General features: G+C 67.9%; 19 protein-coding genes, 1 tRNA gene and 1 pseudogene. 11 read left to right on the forward strand and 10 right to left on the reverse strand.

Translation table 11 applies throughout. The features are described 5' to 3' along the window. The first annotated feature begins 88 nt into the window (after positions 1-88). Positions 89-2,896, forward strand: a complete 2,808-nt coding sequence (locus ACSQ9A_RS11755) for a DUF349 domain-containing protein (RefSeq protein ID WP_436303778.1) — start codon at positions 89-91, stop codon at positions 2,894-2,896. A gap of 12 nt (positions 2,897-2,908) precedes the next feature. Here ACSQ9A_RS11755 and ACSQ9A_RS11760 read toward each other — a convergent pair whose 3' ends face one another. From ACSQ9A_RS11760 to ACSQ9A_RS11780, 5 genes are all read right to left on the reverse strand, one after another. Next, positions 2,909-3,694, reverse strand: coding sequence for a zinc-dependent peptidase (locus tag ACSQ9A_RS11760; RefSeq protein ID WP_436303779.1), 786 nt, complete (start codon positions 3,692-3,694; stop codon positions 2,909-2,911). Further along, the gene (locus ACSQ9A_RS11765) at positions 3,694-4,455 is read right to left on the reverse strand and encodes a UDP-2,3-diacylglucosamine diphosphatase (RefSeq protein ID WP_436303780.1); all 762 of its coding nucleotides are present in this window, start codon (positions 4,453-4,455) and stop codon (positions 3,694-3,696) included. The genes ACSQ9A_RS11760 and ACSQ9A_RS11765 overlap by 1 nt, the downstream gene beginning before the upstream one ends. A 7-nt stretch (positions 4,456-4,462) precedes the next feature. Then, the gene (locus tag ACSQ9A_RS11770) at positions 4,463-4,972 is read right to left on the reverse strand and encodes a peptidylprolyl isomerase (RefSeq protein WP_436303781.1); all 510 of its coding nucleotides are present in this window, start codon (positions 4,970-4,972) and stop codon (positions 4,463-4,465) included. A gap of 16 nt (positions 4,973-4,988) precedes the next feature. Beyond that, entirely contained in the window at positions 4,989-5,561 is a 573-nt protein-coding gene (locus ACSQ9A_RS11775; RefSeq protein WP_093109135.1) for a peptidylprolyl isomerase, read from the reverse strand. 71 nt (positions 5,562-5,632) lie between these two features. Continuing rightward, a complete protein-coding gene (locus ACSQ9A_RS11780; protein WP_436303782.1) occupies positions 5,633-6,187 on the reverse strand; it encodes a tetratricopeptide repeat protein in 555 nt (184 codons plus the stop codon). Positions 6,188-6,404: 217 nt separating this feature from the next. On the opposite strand from ACSQ9A_RS11780, the gene cysS reads away from it, so the two are divergent. The 6 genes from cysS to ACSQ9A_RS11810 all read left to right on the forward strand — a co-directional run bounded on the left by cysS (position 6,405) and on the right by ACSQ9A_RS11810 (position 11,900). Further along, positions 6,405-7,781 carry a cysteine--tRNA ligase gene (cysS, locus tag ACSQ9A_RS11785; protein WP_436303783.1) on the forward strand — a complete coding sequence of 459 codons (1,377 nt, stop codon included), beginning with the start codon at positions 6,405-6,407 and terminating at the stop codon, positions 7,779-7,781. Between the two features lie 17 nt (positions 7,782-7,798). Then, positions 7,799-8,449 (forward strand): DNA-3-methyladenine glycosylase family protein, encoded by a 651-nt coding sequence (locus tag ACSQ9A_RS11790; RefSeq protein WP_093109137.1) that lies wholly within the window; start codon positions 7,799-7,801, stop codon positions 8,447-8,449. A 15-nt stretch (positions 8,450-8,464) separates the two neighbouring features. After that, entirely contained in the window at positions 8,465-9,445 is a 981-nt protein-coding gene (locus ACSQ9A_RS11795) for an acetyl-CoA carboxylase carboxyltransferase subunit alpha (protein WP_093109138.1), read from the forward strand. Positions 9,446-9,480: 35 nt separating this feature from the next. Continuing rightward, positions 9,481-10,431, forward strand: coding sequence for a tRNA lysidine(34) synthetase TilS (gene tilS, locus ACSQ9A_RS11800; RefSeq protein ID WP_436303784.1), 951 nt, complete (start codon positions 9,481-9,483; stop codon positions 10,429-10,431). An 85-nt stretch (positions 10,432-10,516) separates the two neighbouring features. After that, the gene (locus ACSQ9A_RS11805) at positions 10,517-11,785 is read left to right on the forward strand and encodes an aspartate kinase (RefSeq protein WP_093109140.1); all 1,269 of its coding nucleotides are present in this window, start codon (positions 10,517-10,519) and stop codon (positions 11,783-11,785) included. Between the two features lie 22 nt (positions 11,786-11,807). Further along, positions 11,808-11,900 (forward strand) — tRNA-Ser (locus ACSQ9A_RS11810). Positions 11,901-12,802: 902 nt separating this feature from the next. Here ACSQ9A_RS11810 and ACSQ9A_RS11815 read toward each other — a convergent pair. Beyond that, positions 12,803-13,006: a hypothetical protein gene (locus ACSQ9A_RS11815; protein ID WP_436303785.1), complete on the reverse strand. Its 204-nt coding sequence runs from the start codon at positions 13,004-13,006 to the stop codon at positions 12,803-12,805. Positions 13,007-13,273: 267 nt separating this feature from the next. Between ACSQ9A_RS11815 and ACSQ9A_RS11820 the strand changes: the two genes are divergently transcribed. The 3 genes and pseudogenes from ACSQ9A_RS11820 to ACSQ9A_RS11830 form a co-directional block, all read left to right on the forward strand. Further along, the gene (locus ACSQ9A_RS11820) at positions 13,274-13,870 is read left to right on the forward strand and encodes a phosphatase PAP2 family protein (protein ID WP_436303786.1); all 597 of its coding nucleotides are present in this window, start codon (positions 13,274-13,276) and stop codon (positions 13,868-13,870) included. Positions 13,871-13,957: 87 nt separating this feature from the next. Then, the gene (locus tag ACSQ9A_RS11825; protein WP_436303787.1) at positions 13,958-14,566 is read left to right on the forward strand and encodes an ABC transporter ATP-binding protein; all 609 of its coding nucleotides are present in this window, start codon (positions 13,958-13,960) and stop codon (positions 14,564-14,566) included. A gap of 55 nt (positions 14,567-14,621) precedes the next feature. Continuing rightward, positions 14,622-15,140 (forward strand): annotated as a pseudogene (locus ACSQ9A_RS11830) (ABC transporter permease); the annotation flags it as partial. 12 nt (positions 15,141-15,152) lie between these two features. Here ACSQ9A_RS11830 and ACSQ9A_RS11835 read toward each other — a convergent pair. Together ACSQ9A_RS11835 and ACSQ9A_RS11840 are read right to left on the reverse strand one after the other, a co-directional pair. After that, entirely contained in the window at positions 15,153-16,394 is a 1,242-nt protein-coding gene (locus tag ACSQ9A_RS11835; RefSeq protein WP_436303789.1) for an NAD(P)/FAD-dependent oxidoreductase, read from the reverse strand. After that, positions 16,372-16,494: a hypothetical protein gene (locus ACSQ9A_RS11840; protein ID WP_280142649.1), complete on the reverse strand. Its 123-nt coding sequence runs from the start codon at positions 16,492-16,494 to the stop codon at positions 16,372-16,374. Before ACSQ9A_RS11840 ends, ACSQ9A_RS11835 begins: the two co-directional genes overlap by 23 nt. A gap of 96 nt (positions 16,495-16,590) precedes the next feature. On the opposite strand from ACSQ9A_RS11840, the gene ACSQ9A_RS11845 reads away from it, so the two are divergent. Beyond that, positions 16,591-17,421, forward strand: a complete 831-nt coding sequence (locus ACSQ9A_RS11845; RefSeq protein ID WP_436303790.1) for an IclR family transcriptional regulator — start codon at positions 16,591-16,593, stop codon at positions 17,419-17,421. Positions 17,422-17,454: 33 nt separating this feature from the next. Here ACSQ9A_RS11845 and ACSQ9A_RS11850 read toward each other — a convergent pair whose 3' ends face one another. Then, positions 17,455-17,631, reverse strand: a complete 177-nt coding sequence (locus ACSQ9A_RS11850) for a hypothetical protein (RefSeq protein ID WP_170855677.1) — start codon at positions 17,629-17,631, stop codon at positions 17,455-17,457. A gap of 95 nt (positions 17,632-17,726) precedes the next feature. Next, complete coding sequence (locus ACSQ9A_RS11855; protein ID WP_436303791.1) at positions 17,727-18,533, reverse strand: PPK2 family polyphosphate kinase; 807 nt, start codon at positions 18,531-18,533, stop codon at positions 17,727-17,729. Positions 18,534-18,564: the final 31 nt, after the last annotated feature.

Consider the following 18,564-nt stretch of genomic DNA (forward strand, 5'->3'; position numbering starts at 1 on the left):
AGCAGGGCACAAGTCGGTGAAAATGGCGGAGTGCGCCGGCAAATGCCGGCGCCTTCGCTTTTCTTCTTCAGATAACGACATTCGCGCAGTGACTTCAACTTCCACCAAGCCCAACGACCTCCAGTCCCTCGACACGATGACCGGCGGCGCCTTCACTGCACCGACCTCGGGTGAGCGTGCCCAGCGCATCCGCGATTGGCTCGCGGGCAATCCGGCGCCCGAGCAGATGCAGGAGGTCTTCAAGGAATTGAGCGGCCGCGACAAGGGCGCCGCGCGCCTGCTGCGCGAGAAGCTCGACGAGCTCAAGCGCGCCAAGGGCCAGGAAGCCATTGCCGCCGAATGGGCGCACAAGGCCGAGGCGCTGCTGGCCCAGCCCAAGCTCAACATCGCCGACGCGCTGGCCTGGCAGCGCGACGCGGCCAAGGCGGGTGCGCCCCTGTCGCGCGAGCCGCTGGCCGGCTTCAAGGCCCGGTTGGCCGAACGCGTGAAGGGCATCGAGGACCTGCAGCATCGCGCTCAGGTCCATCGCGAGGCCGCCGTGCTGCTGGCGCAGCGCTTCGAAGTGCTGTCGACCAAGAGCTGGCGCGATGCGCAGGCCGCCGAAGAAGCCTTGCGCGCCGACGTCGCGCACTGGCAGCAGCAGGCCGCGGAGATCACGGCCGACGGCAACTGGAACAGCCTCGACGCCAAGTTCGCGCCGCAGCTGGAGTCCTCCAAGGCGCAGTTGCTGGTGGTGTCCGATGCTTTCCACCAGGCGCTGGCGCAGACCATCGCGGCGGCCGAGGATGCGGCCGCGCCGCTGCCGCCCGTGCCGGTCTGGGCCGACGAGCTGCGCGTTGCGCGTGGCGGCGTGGCCGAGGCGGCTGCGCCCGCGGCGCAGAAGCCTCCCGTGCCGAAGGTCGATCCCGAGAAGCGGGCCGCCGCGCAGGCTGCCGTGGAGGCCGCGCTCGCCAAGCTCGAAAAGGAAACCGCCGAAGGCCATGGCAAGGCCAGTGCCGGTGCAGCCGCCGCACTGCGCGCCGTGCTCAAGGAGCACGGCAAGCTGGTCGAGCCGCCGCTCGAAGCCCGCGTGCATGCGGCCCTGGTCGCCGCCGGCGAACTCGAAGGCTGGCAGCGCTGGAGCGCCGACAAGGTGCGTGAAGAACTGGTGGCCAAGGCCGAAGCCCTGCTCAAGCGCCCCGAAGGCCAGGCCCTGGGCGGTCGCAAGATGCAGGAAACCTTGCGCACCCTGCGCGAGCAATGGAAGCAGGCCGACCAGGGCGGCGTGCCGAATCACGCGCTCTGGAAGCGCTTCGACGAAGCCTGCAACGAAGCCCACAAGGTGGTCGAGGCCTGGCTCGAGAAGGTGCGCGCCGACGCGGCCGAGCATCGCGCCCAGCGCCTGGCGCTGATCGAGGAAGTGAAGGCCTGGGCCGCGGAGCACGCGGATGCGTCCGATCTCAAGGCGCACAACCGCGCGCTGCACCAGTTCGCTGATCGCTGGCGCGATGCCGGCCATGTGGGCGAGAAGGTGTTCGCCGAACTCCAGCCGCAATGGAACGAGGCCTTTGGCTCTGCACGCGCGCCCTTCGAAGCGCAGCAGAAGGCCAGCATCGAACGGCGCCAGGCGATGATTGCCGAGGCCGCCGAACTCGGCGCCGCGCCGATGCTGCGCATCGATGCGGTCAAGGCGCTGCAGCAGCGCTGGCAGGCCGAGGCCCAGAGCGTGCCGCTGGATCGCCGCCAGGAACAGAAACTGTGGGACGCCTTCCGCGCGCCGATCGACGAGGCCTTCAATCGCAAGAGCGCCGAGCGCGAAAAGGCGGCTGCCGCCGTGAGCGAGCACGACCGCAACGTGCTCAATGCCTCGAAGGCGCTGGATGCCGCCAACAGCACCGGCGATGCGCAGAAGATCCGCGCCGCCGTCGCGCAGCTCGAAGCCGCGCTGCGCGGCGAAGCGCCTGCGCCTGCGTCCACGGCAACGTCCAACGGTCCCGCGGTGGGTGCCACCGAAGTGGTGGCACCGGGCCAGGCCGCGGCCGAGTTCGGCGAGAGCGCCGAGCAGGCCCCCGCGCCCGGCGACGCCGAGGCGTCGCCCGTGGCGCCCGCCGAATCCGCTGCATCGGCGCCCGATCTGGTGGCGCCGGCCGACGGTGCCGACCCCTCCGCGCGCACCGATGCCGCGGAGGCCGAAGCCAGCCCGGCACCCGCTGCGCCGCCCAAGCCCGCGCCGAAGCCGGTGATCGCCGTGCGCGGGGATGACCGTCCCGGCAACAAGAAGGCCGAGGCCTTGCCGGCTGGACGTGGCGGCAAGTTCGGCGATCGCCGCGACAGCCGCGGCGCGCCGGGCGGCCGTCCCAATGACCGGGCGCCCCGCGCCAACGATCGCGGCGCGCCCGCCGGCGGAGGCCGCTTCGGCGACCGCCCGCCGCGCTTCGAGGACCGCGGTCCGCGCCTCGGCGACGCCGCCTTCCGCGCGCAGCGCGAGGCGCTTGAACGCGCCGAGTTGGCGCTGCGCAAGCTCGCGGCTCAGGCGCACGGCGAGGCGCTCACGCAGGTGCTCGGCGCCTGGGAGCAGCGCGACGCGTCGAAGCTGCCCAGCGCTCAGGAACTGGGCCGCGCCGTCACGCCGGCGGTGCGCGGCCAGTGGTCGCAGGCCCTGGCCGCAGGCCCGACGGCCGCGGCCGACGATGCGGCCGAGGCCTTGCTGCGCCTCGAGATGGCGGCCGAAGTGCCAACGCCGGCCGAGCAGCTCGATGCACGCCGTGCGCTGCAGCTGAAGCTGCTGACCAAGCGCGGCGATCCGGCGCCGGTCCAGACCTGGGGGCAGGATGCCGGCAAGGTGCTGGCCGCTGCGCACGACGCGGCATCGGCGCGCCGGCTGCAGAACGCGCTCAAGGCCTTGCTGCGCAAATAAGGGGCAGGGCGCCTAGCGCTTGATGAAGAATTCGTCGAACAGGGCCACCAGTTCGGCGAATTCCGCGGCCAGCTGCGTGCGGTTCACGAAGTAGGCCTCGCAGGCCACGGCAAAGAACTCGCCGGGCGATTCGGCGGCGTAGGCATCGAGCCACGGCGGCTCGCCGCCGAAGCGCTCGGCCACGATGGTTTTCTCGCGGAAGGCGTCGTAGGCCGGCTGCAGCACAGCGAACCAGGCGGCGCGTGCATCGCGCGCCGACGAAGTGCCTGCGAAGCCGGCCTGCAGCGGCGGGCAGCCATCGGCGGCGCCGCCGCGCATGTCGATCTTGTGGGCGAACTCGTGGATCACGACGTTGTAGCCCGCGTCGCGCGTGACGCTGCTCGCGAGCACGTCCTGCCAGCTCAGCATCACCGGGCCGCGGTCCATGGCCTCGCCGGCCAGCACCTCTTCGTATTCATGCACCACGCCGGTCTCGTCGGTCGTCTTGCGGCGCGCCACGGCTTCGGAGGGATGCACCACGATGCCGACGAAATCGTCGTACCAGGTGAGGCCGCCTCTCAGGTGCAGCACCGGCAGCACCGCCTGCGCCGCCACCGCGAGCGCGACTTCGTCGGTGATGACGAAGCCGTGCGCGCCGTGGAATTCCTTGTCGCGCAGGAATTCCGCCGCGAGGCGGCGCAGGCGCTCCAGGTCGGCCGCCGGCCGCTCGGCGAGGAAGGGGTAGCGTGCCAGCGTGGCCTGCCAGGCAGGCTCGGGAATCGGGGGCGGGGCGCGCAGGTTGCGCAGCCAGCCGAACATCAGCGCAGATCGACGCGTTGCGCGCCGGCGCTCGAAAGACAGAGCAATTGGGCGCGCGCCGGGTGGGCTGTCAGGTCCCAGTCGCTCAGTACGATGCGCTCGAGCCCATCGCCGAGTGCATGTGTCGCGGGCCGGTGCGTGTGGCCGTGGACCAGCGTCGCCGCGCCGGCCTGCGCGAGCCATGCGCGCGCGGCATCCGCATCGACATCGGCCCAGACCATGCCGGGACTGCGCTTGCGGTCTTCGCTCTGCGTGCGCATCGAGCGGGCCAATGCGCGACGCTCGGCCAGCGGCCGTGCCAGAAAGGCGCTCCGCCAGGCAGGCGTTCGCACCTGGGCGCGGAATTGCAAGTACTCGGTGTCTTCCAGGCAGAGGAGGTCGCCGTGGCTCAGCAGCCAGCGCCGCTCATGCAGGACCAGCACGGTCGGATCGTCGAGCAGCGTCAGCTTGCACTGCGCCGCGAATGCTGCGCCGACCAGGAAGTCGCGGTTGCCGTGCATGAAGAAAACCGGCCGGCGCTCGGCCGCCGTGCGCAGCAACTCGGCGCATTGCGCTTCGAAGCCGGGTTCGGCCGCGGCATCGTCGCCGACCCAGACCTCGAACAGGTCGCCGAGGATGAAGATCGCATCGGCCGGCGTGGTTTGCAGATAGCCGCGCCAGGCGTCGAAAGTGGCCGCATCCGAGGCCTGCAGGTGGAGGTCGGAGAGGAGGTCGACCGTGTGCCACGCCGCAGGGGCCACGAGCTCGGCGAAAGCCGTCATCGATGGATCAGTCTTTGACGACGGCCTTCTCGATCACCACGTCTTCGAGCGGCACATCGTCGTGGAAGCCCTTGCGGCCGGTCTTCACGGCCTTGATCTTGTCGACCACTTCCTTGCCGCCGACGACCTTGCCGAACACCGCGTAGCCCCAGCCCTGCGCCGACGGCGCCGTGTGGTTCAGGAAGCCGTTGTCGGCCACGTTGATGAAGAACTGGGCGGTCGCCGAATGCGGTGCACTGGTGCGGGCCATGGCGACGGTGTAGTTGTCGTTCTTGAGGCCGTTGTTGGCCTCGTTCTGGACCTCGGCGCCGGTCGGCTTCTGCGTCATGCCCGGCTCGAAGCCGCCGCCCTGCACCATGAAGCCGGGGATGACGCGGTGGAACACGGTGTTGTCGTAGTGGCCCTTGGTCACGTAGGCGAGGAAGTTCTCGACCGTCTTCGGCGCCTTGTCCTGGTCGAGTTCGAGCGTGATCACGCCCTGGTCCTTGATGTGCAGTTCGACTTGGGGATTGCTCATTGGGTTGCTCCTTGGGTTACTTCGCCACGGTGGCGGACTGGATGGTGATGGTTTCGACCGGCACGTCCTGCATGCCGTTCTTGTTGCCCGTGCGCGCGGCGCGGATTTTGTCGACCACCTCGGTGCCCGCCACCACCTTGCCGAACACGGTGTAGCCGTAGCCGTCGGGGTTGGGTGCGTTGAGCATCGCGTTGTCCTTCACGTTGATGAAGAACTGCGAGGTGGCGGAGTTGGGGTTGCCGGTGCGCGCCATCGCGATCGTGTACTTGTCGTTCTTGAGGCCGTTGCCGGCCTCGAGCGGGATCGGCGCGCGCGTGGCTTTCTGCTGCAGGTCGGCCGTGAAGCCGCCGCCCTGGATCATGAAGCCGTCGATCACGCGATGGAACACCGTGCCGTCGTAGTGCTTGTCCTTGACGTACTGCAGAAAGTTCTCGACCGTCTTCGGCGCTTTGTCCGCCGCGAGTTCGACCACGATGTCGCCGGCCGAGGTGCTGAGCTTGACGCGCGGCGCGCTCTGCGCCCAGCTGGGGCTCGCGATGGCCAGGCTCGCGGCCAGGACGAGTGCCGTGCGGCGTGAAAGGACGTGCATGTTCAAGAGGACTCGCTTTCGAATGAAGAGCGCTGCGCCGTGCCGCTGCACGGGAGGCAGCGAGGGCCTATTTATTGACGAACGGGCTTGCGGATGACGCTGGTCGCGGGCGGCAGCGCGCCGGAGGTCGGCGTCGTGAAGAGCTGGCGGATCAGCGCGAGCTTCGGCGCCACGGTGGTGTTGCCGGCTTCGAGCTGTTGCGCGCGGCCATAGGACTGGCCGGCGAGGCGGGCGTAGACGTCGCCCAGGTTTTCGTGCGCGGTGGCATAGCTCGGGTTGAGCTTGATCGCCATTTCGAGCGCGGCACGGGCCTTGTCGAACTGGCTCTGGGCTGCGTACAGGGCCGCGAGGTTGTTGTAGGGCTCGGGCAGCTCGGGGAAATCCTGCGTGAGCTGGGTGAAGACCGCGGTCGCGTCGGCCTGCTTGCCCTGCTCGGTCAGGATCACGCCGCGCAGGAAGCGCATTTGCGGATCGCGCGGCTTGCCTGCGATGTAGGCATCGGCTTTTGCCAGCGCTTCTTGGGACTTGCCCTGACGCAGCAATGCGTTGACGTCGGCATAGTCGTCGGCTTGCGCCGCACCGGCGGCGAGCACGAACAGGAGGGCCGAAAGAATGCGTAGAACCATGGGGAAGGGGAGAGCGGCGTGCTTCATGAAGCCTCGAGAGATGGGGGCGCGGGCCTCGAAAACATCCGGAAAATATCCGGCGGCGGCCGTTTATACTGGGGTGGATTGTAGCCGAGGGGCCGCGTTCAACCCCTCGCTGCCACAGCATCCACACCCCTGAAAAACCCCTGTCGCCCGCCTGTATCGCATGGGTGCGAAGCGACGCGTTCCGAGCCTCATGAGTCTTCGCATCTACAACACGCTCTCGCGTGAGCTGGAGGAATTTTCTCCTTTGCAACCCGGCCGGGTGCGCATGTACGTGTGCGGAATGACGGTCTACGACTACTGCCACCTGGGCCATGCGCGCTCGATGATCGCCTTCGACGTGGTGCAGCGCTGGCTGAAGCAGTCGGGGTTCGAGGTCGACTACGTGCGCAACATCACCGACATCGACGACAAGATCATTCGTCGCGCGGTGGAGAACGGCGAGAGCATCCGGGCGCTCACTGACCGCATGATCGATGCGCTGCACGAGGATGCCGACGCCCTGGGCATCGAGCGGCCCACGCACGAACCGCGCGCCACGGAATTCATTCCGCAGATGCTGTCGATGATCGCCACGCTCGAGAAGAAAGGCCTGGCCTATCGCTCGACCAACGGCGACGTCAACTATGCGGTGCGCAAGTTCCCCGGCTACGGCAAGCTGAGCGGGAAGACGCTGGACGAGCTCCATGCCGGCGAGCGCGTGGCCGTGCTGGACGGCAAGGAAGACCCGCTCGACCCCGTCCTGTGGAAGAGCGCCAAGCCCGCCGAGCCCGACGAGGTCAAGTGGTCCAGCGACTACGGCGCGGGCCGTCCCGGCTGGCACATCGAGTGCTCGGCCATGGCCTGCCAATTGCTCGGCGAGACGGTCGACATCCACGGCGGCGGCATGGACCTGCAGTTCCCCCATCACGAAAATGAAATCGCGCAGAGCGAGGGCGCAAGCGGCAAGCCATTGGCCCGCGTCTGGATGCACAACGGCTTCATCAACATCGACGACGAGAAGATGTCCAAGAGCCTGGGCAACTTCTTCCTGATCCGCGACGTGCTCAAGCAGTACGACGCCGAGACCGTGCGCTTCTTCGTCGTGCGCGCGCACTACCGCAGCCCGCTCAACTACAGCGACGTGCACCTCGACGATGCGCGCGCCTCGCTCAAGCGGCTCTACACGGCGCTGCACCTGGTGGCGCCGGCAGCGGTCGCGATCGACTGGCTGGAGTCCTACGCCGCGCGCTTCAAGGCAGCGATGGACGAGGACTTCGGCACGCCCGAAGCGGTGGCCGTTCTTTTCGACCTGGCCGGCGAGGTGAACCGCACGCGCTCGGCCGAGGCTGCCGGGCTGCTGAAGGCGCTGGGCGGCTGCATCGGCCTGCTGCAGGCCGATCCGCAGCAATTCCTGCAGGCCGGCAGCACGCTCGACGATGCCTCGATCCAGGTCCTGATCGCACAGCGCGCCGAAGCCAAGGCGGCAAAGAACTTCGCGCAGGCCGACCGCATCCGCAACGATCTGCTCGCCCAGGGCATCGTGCTGAAGGACTCGCCGACCGGTACGACGTGGACCGTGTCCAAGTAAGGGGTCGAGAAGAAAAAATGCCTGCCGCCAAGAAACCGACCATCGAGGTCTTCACCCCCGACTACTGGGAAGAAGCCTGCAAGCACCTGGCCAAGAAAGACCGCGTCATGAAGCGGCTGATCCCGCAGTTCGGCGACGCCTGCCTGGAGTCGCGCGGCGACGCCTTCACCACGCTGGCGCGCAGCATCGTCGGCCAGCAGATCTCGGTGAAGGCGGCGCAGTCCGTCTGGGACCGCTTCGCCGAGCTGCCGCGCAGGATGACGCCGGCCAACGTGCTGAAACTCAAGGTCGACGACATGCGTGCCGCCGGCTTGTCGGCGCGCAAGATCGAGTACCTGGTCGACCTGGCCTTGCACTTCGATGCGGGCGTGGTGCACGTCGACGCCTGGGAAGACATGTCCGACGAGATGATCGTCGCCGAGCTGGTCGCGATCCGCGGGATCGGACGCTGGACCGCCGAGATGTTCCTCATCTTCCACCTGATGCGACCCAACGTGCTGCCGCTGGACGACATCGGGCTGATCAACGGCATCAGCCAGAGCTATTTCTCGGGCGACCCGGTGAGCCGCAGCGATGCCCGCGAGGTCGCTGTGGCCTGGGCACCGTATTGCAGCGTCGCGACTTGGTATATTTGGCGATCGCTCGACCCGCTACCGGTCGCATACTGACAACAGGAGAAGACGTTGGCGAAACGAACCTTCCTCGACTTCGAGCAACCCGTTGCGGAGCTCGAATCCAAGATCGAAGAACTGCGCTATGTACAGACCGAATCGGCGGTCGACATTTCGGAAGAGATCGATCAGCTCGGCAAGAAGAGCCTGCAGCTCACCAAGGAAATCTACAGCGACCTGACGCCCTGGCAGATCACCAAGATCGCGCGGCATCCGGAACGGCCCTACACGCTCGACTACGTGGGCGAGATCTTCACCGACTTCGTCGAACTGCACGGCGACCGCCACTTTGCGGACGATCTTTCGATCGTCGGCGGCCTGGCGCGCTTCAACGGCACGCCCTGCATGGTGTTGGGCCACCAGAAGGGCCGCGACACCAAGGAGCGGACCGCGCGCAACTTCGGCATGAGCAAGCCCGAGGGCTACCGCAAGGCGCTCAGGCTCATGAAGACCGCCGAAAAATTCAAGCTGCCGGTGTTCACCTTCGTCGACACGCCGGGCGCTTACCCGGGCATCGATGCCGAGGAGCGCGGCCAGTCCGAAGCCATCGGCCGCAACATCTTCGAGATGGCGCAGCTCGAGGTGCCGGTCATCGTGACCATCATCGGCGAGGGCGGTTCCGGCGGTGCGCTCGCCATCTCGGTCGGCGATCAGCTCCTGATGCTGCAGTACTCCATCTACTCGGTGATCAGCCCCGAAGGCTGCGCCTCGATCCTCTGGAAGACCAGCGACAAGGCACAGGAAGCGGCCGATGCGCTCGGCATCACCGCGCACCGGCTCAAGGCCCTGGGCCTGGTCGACAAGATCGTCAACGAGCCGGTCGGCGGCGCGCATCGCGACCATCGGCAGATGGCGGCCTTCCTCAAGCGTGCCCTCAACGACGCCTTCCGCCAGGTCAGCGACCTGAAGCCGAAGGAACTGCTCGACCGCCGCTACGAGCGCTTGCAGAGCTACGGCCGCTTCGCCGACACCAAGGCCGAAAGCGCCAAGTAGGCATCGCGCGGGCAATTGCCCGCCTGCCGCACCCCATGGAGAATCCTGCCGCCCCAGCGCTCGCGTCCTGGGTGGCGCCCTTGCCGCTGGGCATCGCTTACAGCGGCGGCGCCGATTCCACGGCGCTGCTGCATGCCGCGGCGCAGCGCTGGCCCGGACAGATCCAGGCGCTGCACGTGCATCACGGCCTGCAGCAGGCGGCCGACGACTTCGAGGACCATTGTGCCGCCACGTGCAGCGCGCTGGGCGTGCCGCTGCACGTGGGCCGTGTCGATGCCCGGCATGCGCCCGGCGAGAGCCCTGAAGACGCGGCGCGCCGGGCGCGCTACGCGACGCTGGCGGCGCTGGCCCAGGCCCATGGCCTGCGGCATGTCGCGCTGGCCCAGCATGCCGACGACCAGGTCGAGACGATGCTCATCGCGCTCAGCCGAGGTGCCGGCCTCGACGGGTTGGCCGGCATGCCGCGGCAGATCGAGCGGCATGGCGTCGACTTCCACCGACCGCTGCTCGATGTGCATGCGAGCGCGCTGCGCGAGTGGATCGCCGCCAGCGGCGTCGCGCACATCGACGACCCGAGCAACGCCGACCTGCGCTACACGCGCAACCGCATCCGGCTGCAGGTGCTGCCGGCGCTTGCCGCGGCGCTGCCGCAATTTCACGAAACATTCGCGCGCTCGGCACGCAACGCGGCCAAGGCGTCGGGCCTGCTGACCGAGGTCGCCGCCGGGGACATCGCGGCCGCGGGCTCGCCGCCTGCGCTGGCCGCCTTGCGTGCATTGCCGCGCGAACGTCTCGCCAACGCCCTGCGCCACTGGCTCAAGCGCGATCACGGCGCGGTGCCCAGCGAGGCCCAGCTCGAGCAGCTGCTCGACCAGATCGAGGCCTGCAGCACGCGCGGCCACCGCATCCGCCTCAAGGTTGCCGACGGTTACGTCCTGCGCGAAGGCGAGTCTCTGCGTTGGTACAATGCCCGTCCCCTGCCGTAGCCCGCAGCCCTCGCGCTGAATGGCCCGCGGCGGGACACGGATGCCGTCATCGCGGTATCCGAATCCTTCTGTCCTGACTTCACCCATGGCATTGATCGTTCACAAATACGGCGGCACGTCGATGGGCTCGACCGAGCGCATCCGGAATGTCGCCAAGCGCGTCGCCAAGTGGGCACGCGCCGGCCACCAGATGGTGGTGGTGCCGAGCGCGATGAGCGGCGAAACCAACCGCCTGCTCGGCCTCGCCAAAGAGCTGGCCCCGCCCAAACCCGGCGACGACCACAACCGCGAGCTCGACATGCTGGCTTCCACCGGCGAGCAGGCTTCGTCGGCGCTGCTGGCGATCGCGCTGCAGGCCGAGGGCATGCAGGCGGTCAGCTACGCCGGCTGGCAGGTTCAGGTCAAGACCGACAGCGCCTTCACCAAGGCCCGCATCGAAAGCATCGACGACGAGCGCGTGCGCGCCGACCTCGACGCCGGCAAGGTGGTTGTCGTCACCGGCTTCCAGGGCGTCGACGAGGCGGGCAACATCACCACGCTGGGGCGCGGCGGCAGCGACACCTCGGCGGTCGCGATCGCGGCGGCGATGAAGGCGCACGAGTGCCTGATCTACACCGATGTCGACGGCGTCTACACCACCGACCCGCGCGTCGAACCCGACGCGCGCCGGCTGACCACCGTGAGCTTCGAAGAAATGCTCGAGATGGCGAGCCTGGGCTCCAAGGTGCTGCAGATCCGCTCGGTCGAGTTTGCCGGCAAGTACCAGGTGCCGCTGCGCGTGCTGTCGAGCTTCACGCCGTGGGACATCGACATCAAGGAAGAAGCTCGCTCCGGCACCCTGATCACATTCGAGGAAGACGAAAACATGGAACAAGCCGTCGTATCCGGCATCGCTTTCAACCGCGACGAAGCCAAGATCTCCGTGCTCGGCGTGCCCGACAAGCCGGGCATCGCGTACCACATCCTCGGCGCCATCGCCGATGCGAACATCGAGGTCGACGTCATCATCCAGAACCTGAGCAAGGACGGACGCACCGACTTCAGCTTCACCGTGCACCGCAACGACTATGCGAAGGCGGTCGATCTGCTCAGGGCCAAGGTGCTGCCGACCCTGGGCGCCGCCGACATCGTCGGCGACACCAAGATCTGCAAGGTCAGCATCGTCGGCATCGGCATGCGCAGCCACGTCGGCGTGGCGAGCAAGATGTTCCGCGTGCTGAGCGAGGAGGGCATCAACATCCAGATGATCTCGACCAGCGAGATCAAGACCTCGGTGGTGATCGACGAAAAGTACATGGAGCTCGCAGTGCGCGCGCTCCACAAGGCCTTCGATCTCGATCAACCGGCCGCCTAAGCTGGCATAATTGCGGCTTCCAGGAACTGTGACCGAGTGGCCGAAGGTGCTCCCCTGCTAAGGGAGTATGGGGTGTAGAGCCTCATCGAGGGTTCGAATCCCTCCGGTTCCGCCAGATAGCTAGTAAAGACGGCCCTTCGCGGGCCGTTTTGCTTTTGTACGCCCTTCATACCCGCCTCTCCGCTGGCGGGGGATCCCCCGAAGAATAGGGCACTACTTCTTCGGCGACATCTTTGGAAGCTGGGGCGGAAGCCGCTCGGGCGCGCGCACCGTTTCTGTTCGGGTAGTGTTATCCGACGCCGCCTCGTTCCTCACCCCCAAACCCTCAAGCCACCGAAGAACGGCCGGCGTCTGTTGCGATCCCATGTACTTGACCATGCACACGATCGATGGATGGTGAAGACATGGGACGGCGCCCGTCTCTAGCCTCGATAGCGTTGAGTGCCGAGCATGCGGTCACCGCATATACGCGTAAGTCGGCACCGGCCAGGTGAAAGCCTGACGAGCCGACCGCGATGGGGAAGGTGTCTTCAAAGCCCGCTGACTGCGGGCTTTGCTGTTTTTGGTTGCGCCTCGTTTCTCCATCCAGTTGAGGAGGCGGCTGATGGTTCGGCGATATCAGACCTGACTCTCGGGAAATGGCCATCGGGTCAGTGGGCGCATTGGGCAGCGGCGACGTTCTGCCGAGACGCGAGTTCAAGCGCTGATCTTGGCGTCATGGCGGCCGTACCGATTGGCGTCGCGCGGCGAGATGCGCTGGCCGTAGGGCTGGTGTGACAGGCGCGTCGATCGCGGCGAGGCGGACCTTCACCTGCTCATACGAGCCAAGCGATCCACAGCGGGCCGTGAGGGTGTCGCCGTCACTTGTGCCGACGACTGGGCAGGTTCGGGGCTGGGCTTGACCGGCAAAGGGAAGGGCAAGAAGCAGGCAGAGGAGAGCGCGGAGCACTGGGAAAAGCGGCCCATGTCAGGGCGAGGGAAAGAGAACGGGCGAGATGATAAGAGGGTAAGAGGGCGTCAGGCCTCGCGTTCCTCGATCCAGTGAGTGCCGGCGCCGTAGGTCTCGTTGCCGGCCGCCATGACCTGTTCAAGGGTCCATCGGTTGCCGGGCGTATCGGGGTGCCACAGCCCTCCGCCCGGGTGAACCGGCACGCCTTCAACGGTGAGCTGCTCATCGTCTTTAGCGATCCCATCGGAACAGCGTAGTCGGATCTCTTTCATCGGAGCCTCGCTTTTGGTCAACTGTCGCACGCCCGTGCATGCTTCGTACAGGTGGCCTTCCCGGGTGCTCCGCTACCGCATCCCGCGACGATGCAGGGGTGCACGCCGCTGGTGGATTGCAGGCGGTCCTCCCGCGAGGACTTGGGCGGCCCACTCCATTGGCACTAGCAGACATGCCAAAGCTGAATCCGGTATTCAGCTTGCCTTCACAAGCGCCACCTAGAGTGGCGCCATGCCGACCACGCGCCTTCGCGGCTTCATGCTCGTATGAAGGCGCTGAATCTTGCCCTGCTTCAATGGATTGCGGCGGGCTACGAGCCCAGCCCGTGGCTTCTGCCCGTGGCGTCGGCCATCGCGCTGGGCGGGGCCTGGGCCGGCATGGCCCTCATGGGATGGGCCGCCTGGCGGCGGCCGTCGGAACGCGGCTACGTGATGGCGACGCTGGCCTTTGCGGTGGCCACCGCGGTGATCGCGCATGCCATCGCCACGGCGCTGAATCTACCGCGTCCTTTCATGCTGGGATTGAGCCCGGCCTACATTGCCCATGGCGCGCGCGGATCGCTGCCGAGTGCGCACGCTGCGGTGATGTTCACGGTTGCGCTGGTGTTTCTGCTGCGTCCCCGGCTTTGGGATCTGGGCATCGGCGTGGCGGCCGTGGCCGCGATCACCGGCTGGGCACGTGTCTACGTCGGGGTTCATTTCCCGGCCGACATCGTGGCCGGGCTCTTGCTGGCCGTCGTGATGGCGGGCATCTTTCTCGGGGTGCGGCGTTGGTATCGGCGCCATGTCGCACCGAGGATTACCCGCGACGACCTGCACGCGCGGGCGCCAGCCTTCGACGCCGACCCTCAACGACGCGCATGATGCTTGACCAGCCATGGCCTGGCTGGGTATCGGCGGAGGGACCCACATGCTGCGCAACGACGTCTGTGGATGGATGATCGAGGAGACATGAGTTCCCCCTTGCTCTCCATCCGCGGGCTGCACTCCGCCTTCGGCGGCCCCTTCGATATGGAGATCGGCCATGGCGAATGCGTGGCCGTCCTCGGCAAGTCGGGCTCCGGGAAGAGCGTGCTGCTGCGCCTGATTGCCGACATGGACCCGGGCACCGGCGAGGTCGAGCTCGAAGGGCGCAGCCGCGACAGCTGGCCCGCGCCCGAATGGCGGCGGCGCGTGGTCTACCAGGCGGCCGAGCCGGCCTGGTGGGCGCCGGACGCCGCGGCGCATTTCCGTTCGGGCGATGCGGCGCTGATCCATGCGCTGCTGCCAACGCTGGATCTCGCGCTCGACGTGCTTCGCGTCGACATCGCAAGGCTGTCGACCGGCGAGCGCCAGCGGCTGGCGCTCGTGCGTTCGCTGGCCCGCGCGCCCCGGGTGCTGCTGCTCGACGAGCCCACCGCCTCGCTCGATCCCGCCTCGGCCTCGGCCATGGAGGCCCTGCTTCGCAACCGCCTCGATGCCGGCCTGGCCATTCTCCTGGTCACGCATTCGCGCGAGCAGGCCGGGCGAATGAGCCGGCGTGCCTTCGAGATGATCGAGGGGAAGCTGCATCCACTATGAGCCGCCGGGCCGTTCCCAAGGCGAATACCGTAGCGCGCAGCGCGGAGGTTATCCAATGAGCGTCGTCCACCTCGATATCGTGGACGTCGCGCTGGCCGCGCTGCTCGTACTCGTCAATGCAGGCGCATCGCTCGTGCTGCGCTTGCGGCTGCACTGGCCCATGCTGTGGGCGGCGCTGCGGATGATGGTTCAGCTGCTGCTCGTGGGCCTGGTGCTGCGGCTCGTGTTCGGCGCGGCATCGGCCGCCGCCACGCTGGCGATCGTCGTGCTGATGATCCTGGCCGCGGCGCGCGAGGTGGCCGTCCGGCCGAGGCAAAGGCTCCAGGGCGGCGGCAACTACCGCATCGGCGCGCTGGTGGTGACGCTGTCGAGCGTGGCGACCGTGGTGCTGGCGCTGGCGACCGCGATCAGACCCGAGCCCTGGTACGACCCGCGCTACGCCATTCCCCTGATGGGCATCGTGCTGGGCAGCGTGCTGAACTCGGCCAGCCTCGGGCTGGACAGCTTCTTCGGCGAGGTGGCGGCGCGCCGCGCAGCGATCGAGGCACAGCTGGCGCTGGGCGCCACCAGCCGCGAGGCAACGAGGCTATCCCGGCCGCGCGGCGAGCATGCCATCGGCAATGCGCTGCGCGGTGTTGATGGAATCCGTGAGGCCCAGGTGCCCGTGGCCGACCGCGAGCCACAGGCCGGGCCGGCCGGCTGCCGGGCCGATGACCGGCACCGAATCGGGCATGCAGGGCCGGTGGCCCATCCACTGCGTGGACGACAGCGCCTCGAGCCCGCCGAAGGTCTCGCGTGCAATGCGCTCGAGGATCGCGGCGCGGCGCGGTTCGGGCGGGCTCGCGAGGCCGCCGAACTCCACCGTGCCGCCCACGCGCAGGCCGTCTTCCATCGGCGTGACGAAGATCTTGCGGTCGGCCAGGATCACGGTGCGCGAGACGGTGTCGCGACCGCCGTCGAACTGCACGTGGTAGCCGCGCTGGCTTTCGAGTGCGAGCCGCACGCCGAGGGGGTCCAGCAGCCGGCGCGCCCACGCGCCGGCGGCCACCACGACCCGATCGAAGGTGTTGGCCGCGGCATCGGCCTCGGCGGCCGTGCGCAGTTGCCAGCGCCCGTCGGCCAGCGGCGTCATCGCCTGCACCTCGTCGCGCCGCTGTTGGCCGCCGCGCCTGGCGAAGCCGCGCACCATCGCCTGCACGTAGCGGAAGGGATTGACGATGGTCGCGTGGTCGGCCATGAAGACGCCGACCTGGTAGCGCTCGCCCACGCGCGGCTCGAGCGCCAGGATGCCGGCGCGGTCGAGTTGCTGAAACTGGTAGCCGTAGTACCTGCGCATGCGCCAGGTGCCGGCGTCCTTGGCCAGCGCCCGCGCGTCGGGATAGAGATGCAGATGTCCGCGGCGCACGAACAACTCGGGCACGCCCAGCTCGCGCGCAAGCTGGGCGTGGCGGTCGACGGCGCCCGCGTGCAGCGCGGCCAGCTTGGCGGCCGAGAGCGCGACGCGCGAGGGCTGCGCGGAGGCGACGAAGCGCAGCAGCCAGGGCAGCGCCGTCGGCAGGTAGCGCATCGGAAGGTGCAGCGGGCTTTCCTCGTCCAGCAGCATGCCGGGTACCGAGGACAGAATCCCCGGCATCGCGAGCGGCGCCAGCGAGCCCGGGCTGATGGCGCCCGAGTTGCCGTAGCTGCAGCCGCGCCCGGGCTCGTCGCGATCGATCAGCGTGACCGCGGCGCCGCGCTTCTGCAGCGCGAGCGCAATGCAGCTGCCGACGACGCCTGCACCGACGACCGCGACGGCGAGCTGCGTTTCACGCACCGGCACGTCCGGCATCGGCAGCGGCGCCGGATCGTCGGCGCTGCAGCGCGTGCGCCGCGGCGCCGGGCAGGGCGGCGGCGAGCAGGAAGGCGGTCAAAAGGGAACGTCGCAACATCGAGGATTCGTGAATCGCGCACTGTATTACCTGTCATATTGTTTATCAATATGTGATATCGCAATGCAATAATGCGCGATCGATCTCGAGGCAAGCATGTCCCAAGCCAGATCCACTGCTGCAGCGGCCGCCCGCAAGGCGCGCAAGGCCGGCGCCGGGCTCGAAAGCCCGCTCTTCATGGGTTCGGTCGCCAAGTGCTTCCAGGTGCTGGAGGCGCTCAACGCCGCCGGGCGCGCGGTGGCGTTGACGGAACTGTCAGCCATTGCGCAGATGGACCGCAGCGCGGTGCAGCGCATCACGCACACGCTGCACGCGCTGGGCTACCTGCGCCAGCATCCCGTCACGCGGGCCTTCACGCTCTCAGGTCGGATGCTCGAGTTCGGCCACACCGTGCTGGCGACGGACCGCCTGCGCGACAAGGTGACGCCGCATCTCGATGCGCTGAACCGCAAGACCGGCGAAACCGTGAACCTGATGGAGCTGGAAGGCCAGGAGATCGTCTATGTCGCGCGTTTCCCGAGCCTGCACGCGGTCAGCGTCGACCTGCACGTGGGTTCGCGCCTGCCGGCCTTCTGCAGCGCTGCCGGCCGCGCGATCCTGGCGCAGCTCGACGAAGAGGCGGCGCTCGCGATACTGGCGGCGGCCAAGCGAACGCCAATGACCAAGCGCACCGTGACCGATCTACCGGGGTTGCGCGCAGTGCTCGCGAAAGTGCGCGAACTCGGCTATGCGCTGAATGACCAGGAAGCCTTTGTAGGCGACATCTCGATCGCGGCGCCGCTCGTGAACCGCGCGGGCGAGCCGGTCGGCGCCGTCAACATCGCGGTGCCTTCGCCGCGCTGGCTGCTGGCGGACGTGCTGCGCCGCCTGGTTCCGGATCTCATGAAGACCGCGCGCGCCATCAATGACGAGCTGACCGATCTTTGATGACAGCCGGCAGCGCTCCGGCTGTGGCGGAGGTCAGCGCGAGGGCGCGTCCTTGCAGTCGTCGAGCAGGGCGATCGACTGTTCGACCCGGTGCGCGATCTCGTCGTGCAGCGCCTTCGGCTCCCTGCTGGTTGCCGTGAGGAGCAGCATGCCGGTGCCAAGGGCCGCAAGAAGGCCCGTGAGCAGCTCTGAGTAGGTCAAGACGTCCATCTTTGTCCTTGGCGTTAGTGATGGCCCGGAATCGAGCGAGCGCGAAGTCTCCCACCGGGCCCCAGCCCCTTCAATACGCCATTTGGGGGAGGTGGCTACTGAACGACCAGCCCGTCCAGGGCCGGATCGGCGGCCGGCGCCTTGAGCTTCATCTCGCGCAGGGTCTTCACAAGCAGCTGCGCGATCATCAGGTTTCGATGGCGCTTGCTGTCGGCCGGCACCACGTGCCAGGGCGCGTGGGCGCTGGAGGTGGCGGCCAGCGCCTGTTCGTAGGCACGCTGGTAGTCGTCCCACTTCTTGCGCGCGTCCAGGTCGCCCAGCTTGAATTTCCAGCGCTTGTCGGGCTCGTCGATGCGCGCCTGCAGGCGTTCGCGCTGCACTTCCTTGCTGATGTGCAGCATGCACTTGACGATCACCGTGCCGGTCTCGGCGAGCAGTCGCTCGAAGTCGTTGATCTGCGCGTGGCGGCGCTGAATCTCGGCCTTGTCGATCCAGCCTTCGACCACCGGCACCAGCACGTCTTCGTAGTGGCTGCGGTTCCACACCATGATCTCGCCGTTGCGCGGTACCGCGGCGTGGCAACGCCACAGGTAGTCGTGTGCGCGTTCCTCTTCGCTCGGCACCTTGAAGGCCGTCACCCGCACGCCGAGCGGCGAGGTGCGCGAGAACACCCAGCGGATGGTGCCGTCCTTGCCGCTGGTGTCCATGCCTTGCAGCACCAGCAGCAGCTTGCGTCGGCCCTCGGCATGCAGCAGGTTCTGCAGCTCGTCGAGTTCGACCGCCAGCGCATCGAGCCGCTCGCGCTGCGTGTCCTCGTGCCCTTCGATGAAAGTCGTATCGGCGGAATCGATGGCGGCGAACTTGAACTTGCTGCCGACGCGGTACTTCTTGAAGCTGGGCATGCGCAGGTACTCCTCTCGGAAACGACAAGCC

Origin of the sequence: Variovorax sp. LjRoot290, assembly GCF_964253985.1 — a bacterium.
Lineage (GTDB): Bacteria > Pseudomonadota > Gammaproteobacteria > Burkholderiales > Burkholderiaceae_C > Variovorax.

Bases quoted from the DNA above. Each gene is read 5' to 3' on its own strand.
- ACSQ9A_RS11815 (WP_436303785.1), bottom strand. From the start codon at position 13,006: ATGAAAGAGATCCGACTACGCTGTTCCGATGGGATCGCTAAAGACGAT.
- ACSQ9A_RS11845 (WP_436303790.1), top strand. From the start codon at position 16,591: ATGTCCCAAGCCAGATCCACTGCTGCAGCGGCCGCCCGCAAGGCGCGC.
- ACSQ9A_RS11790 (WP_093109137.1), top strand. From the start codon at position 7,799: ATGCCTGCCGCCAAGAAACCGACCATCGAGGTCTTCACCCCCGACTAC.
- ACSQ9A_RS11775 (WP_093109135.1), bottom strand. From the start codon at position 5,561: ATGCACGTCCTTTCACGCCGCACGGCACTCGTCCTGGCCGCGAGCCTG.
- ACSQ9A_RS11765 (WP_436303780.1), bottom strand. From the start codon at position 4,455: ATGACGGCTTTCGCCGAGCTCGTGGCCCCTGCGGCGTGGCACACGGTC.
- ACSQ9A_RS11805 (WP_093109140.1), top strand. From the start codon at position 10,517: ATGGCATTGATCGTTCACAAATACGGCGGCACGTCGATGGGCTCGACC.
- ACSQ9A_RS11760 (WP_436303779.1), bottom strand. From the start codon at position 3,694: ATGTTCGGCTGGCTGCGCAACCTGCGCGCCCCGCCCCCGATTCCCGAG.
- ACSQ9A_RS11820 (WP_436303786.1), top strand. From the start codon at position 13,274: ATGAAGGCGCTGAATCTTGCCCTGCTTCAATGGATTGCGGCGGGCTAC.
- ACSQ9A_RS11850 (WP_170855677.1), bottom strand. From the start codon at position 17,631: ATGGACGTCTTGACCTACTCAGAGCTGCTCACGGGCCTTCTTGCGGCC.
- ACSQ9A_RS11840 (WP_280142649.1), bottom strand. From the start codon at position 16,494: ATGTTGCGACGTTCCCTTTTGACCGCCTTCCTGCTCGCCGCCGCCCTG.
- tilS (WP_436303784.1), top strand. From the start codon at position 9,481: ATGGAGAATCCTGCCGCCCCAGCGCTCGCGTCCTGGGTGGCGCCCTTG.
- ACSQ9A_RS11770 (WP_436303781.1), bottom strand. From the start codon at position 4,972: ATGAGCAATCCCCAAGTCGAACTGCACATCAAGGACCAGGGCGTGATC.
- ACSQ9A_RS11835 (WP_436303789.1), bottom strand. From the start codon at position 16,394: ATGCCGGACGTGCCGGTGCGTGAAACGCAGCTCGCCGTCGCGGTCGTC.
- cysS (WP_436303783.1), top strand. From the start codon at position 6,405: ATGAGTCTTCGCATCTACAACACGCTCTCGCGTGAGCTGGAGGAATTT.
- ACSQ9A_RS11825 (WP_436303787.1), top strand. From the start codon at position 13,958: ATGAGTTCCCCCTTGCTCTCCATCCGCGGGCTGCACTCCGCCTTCGGC.
- ACSQ9A_RS11780 (WP_436303782.1), bottom strand. From the start codon at position 6,187: ATGGTTCTACGCATTCTTTCGGCCCTCCTGTTCGTGCTCGCCGCCGGT.
- ACSQ9A_RS11855 (WP_436303791.1), bottom strand. From the start codon at position 18,533: ATGCCCAGCTTCAAGAAGTACCGCGTCGGCAGCAAGTTCAAGTTCGCC.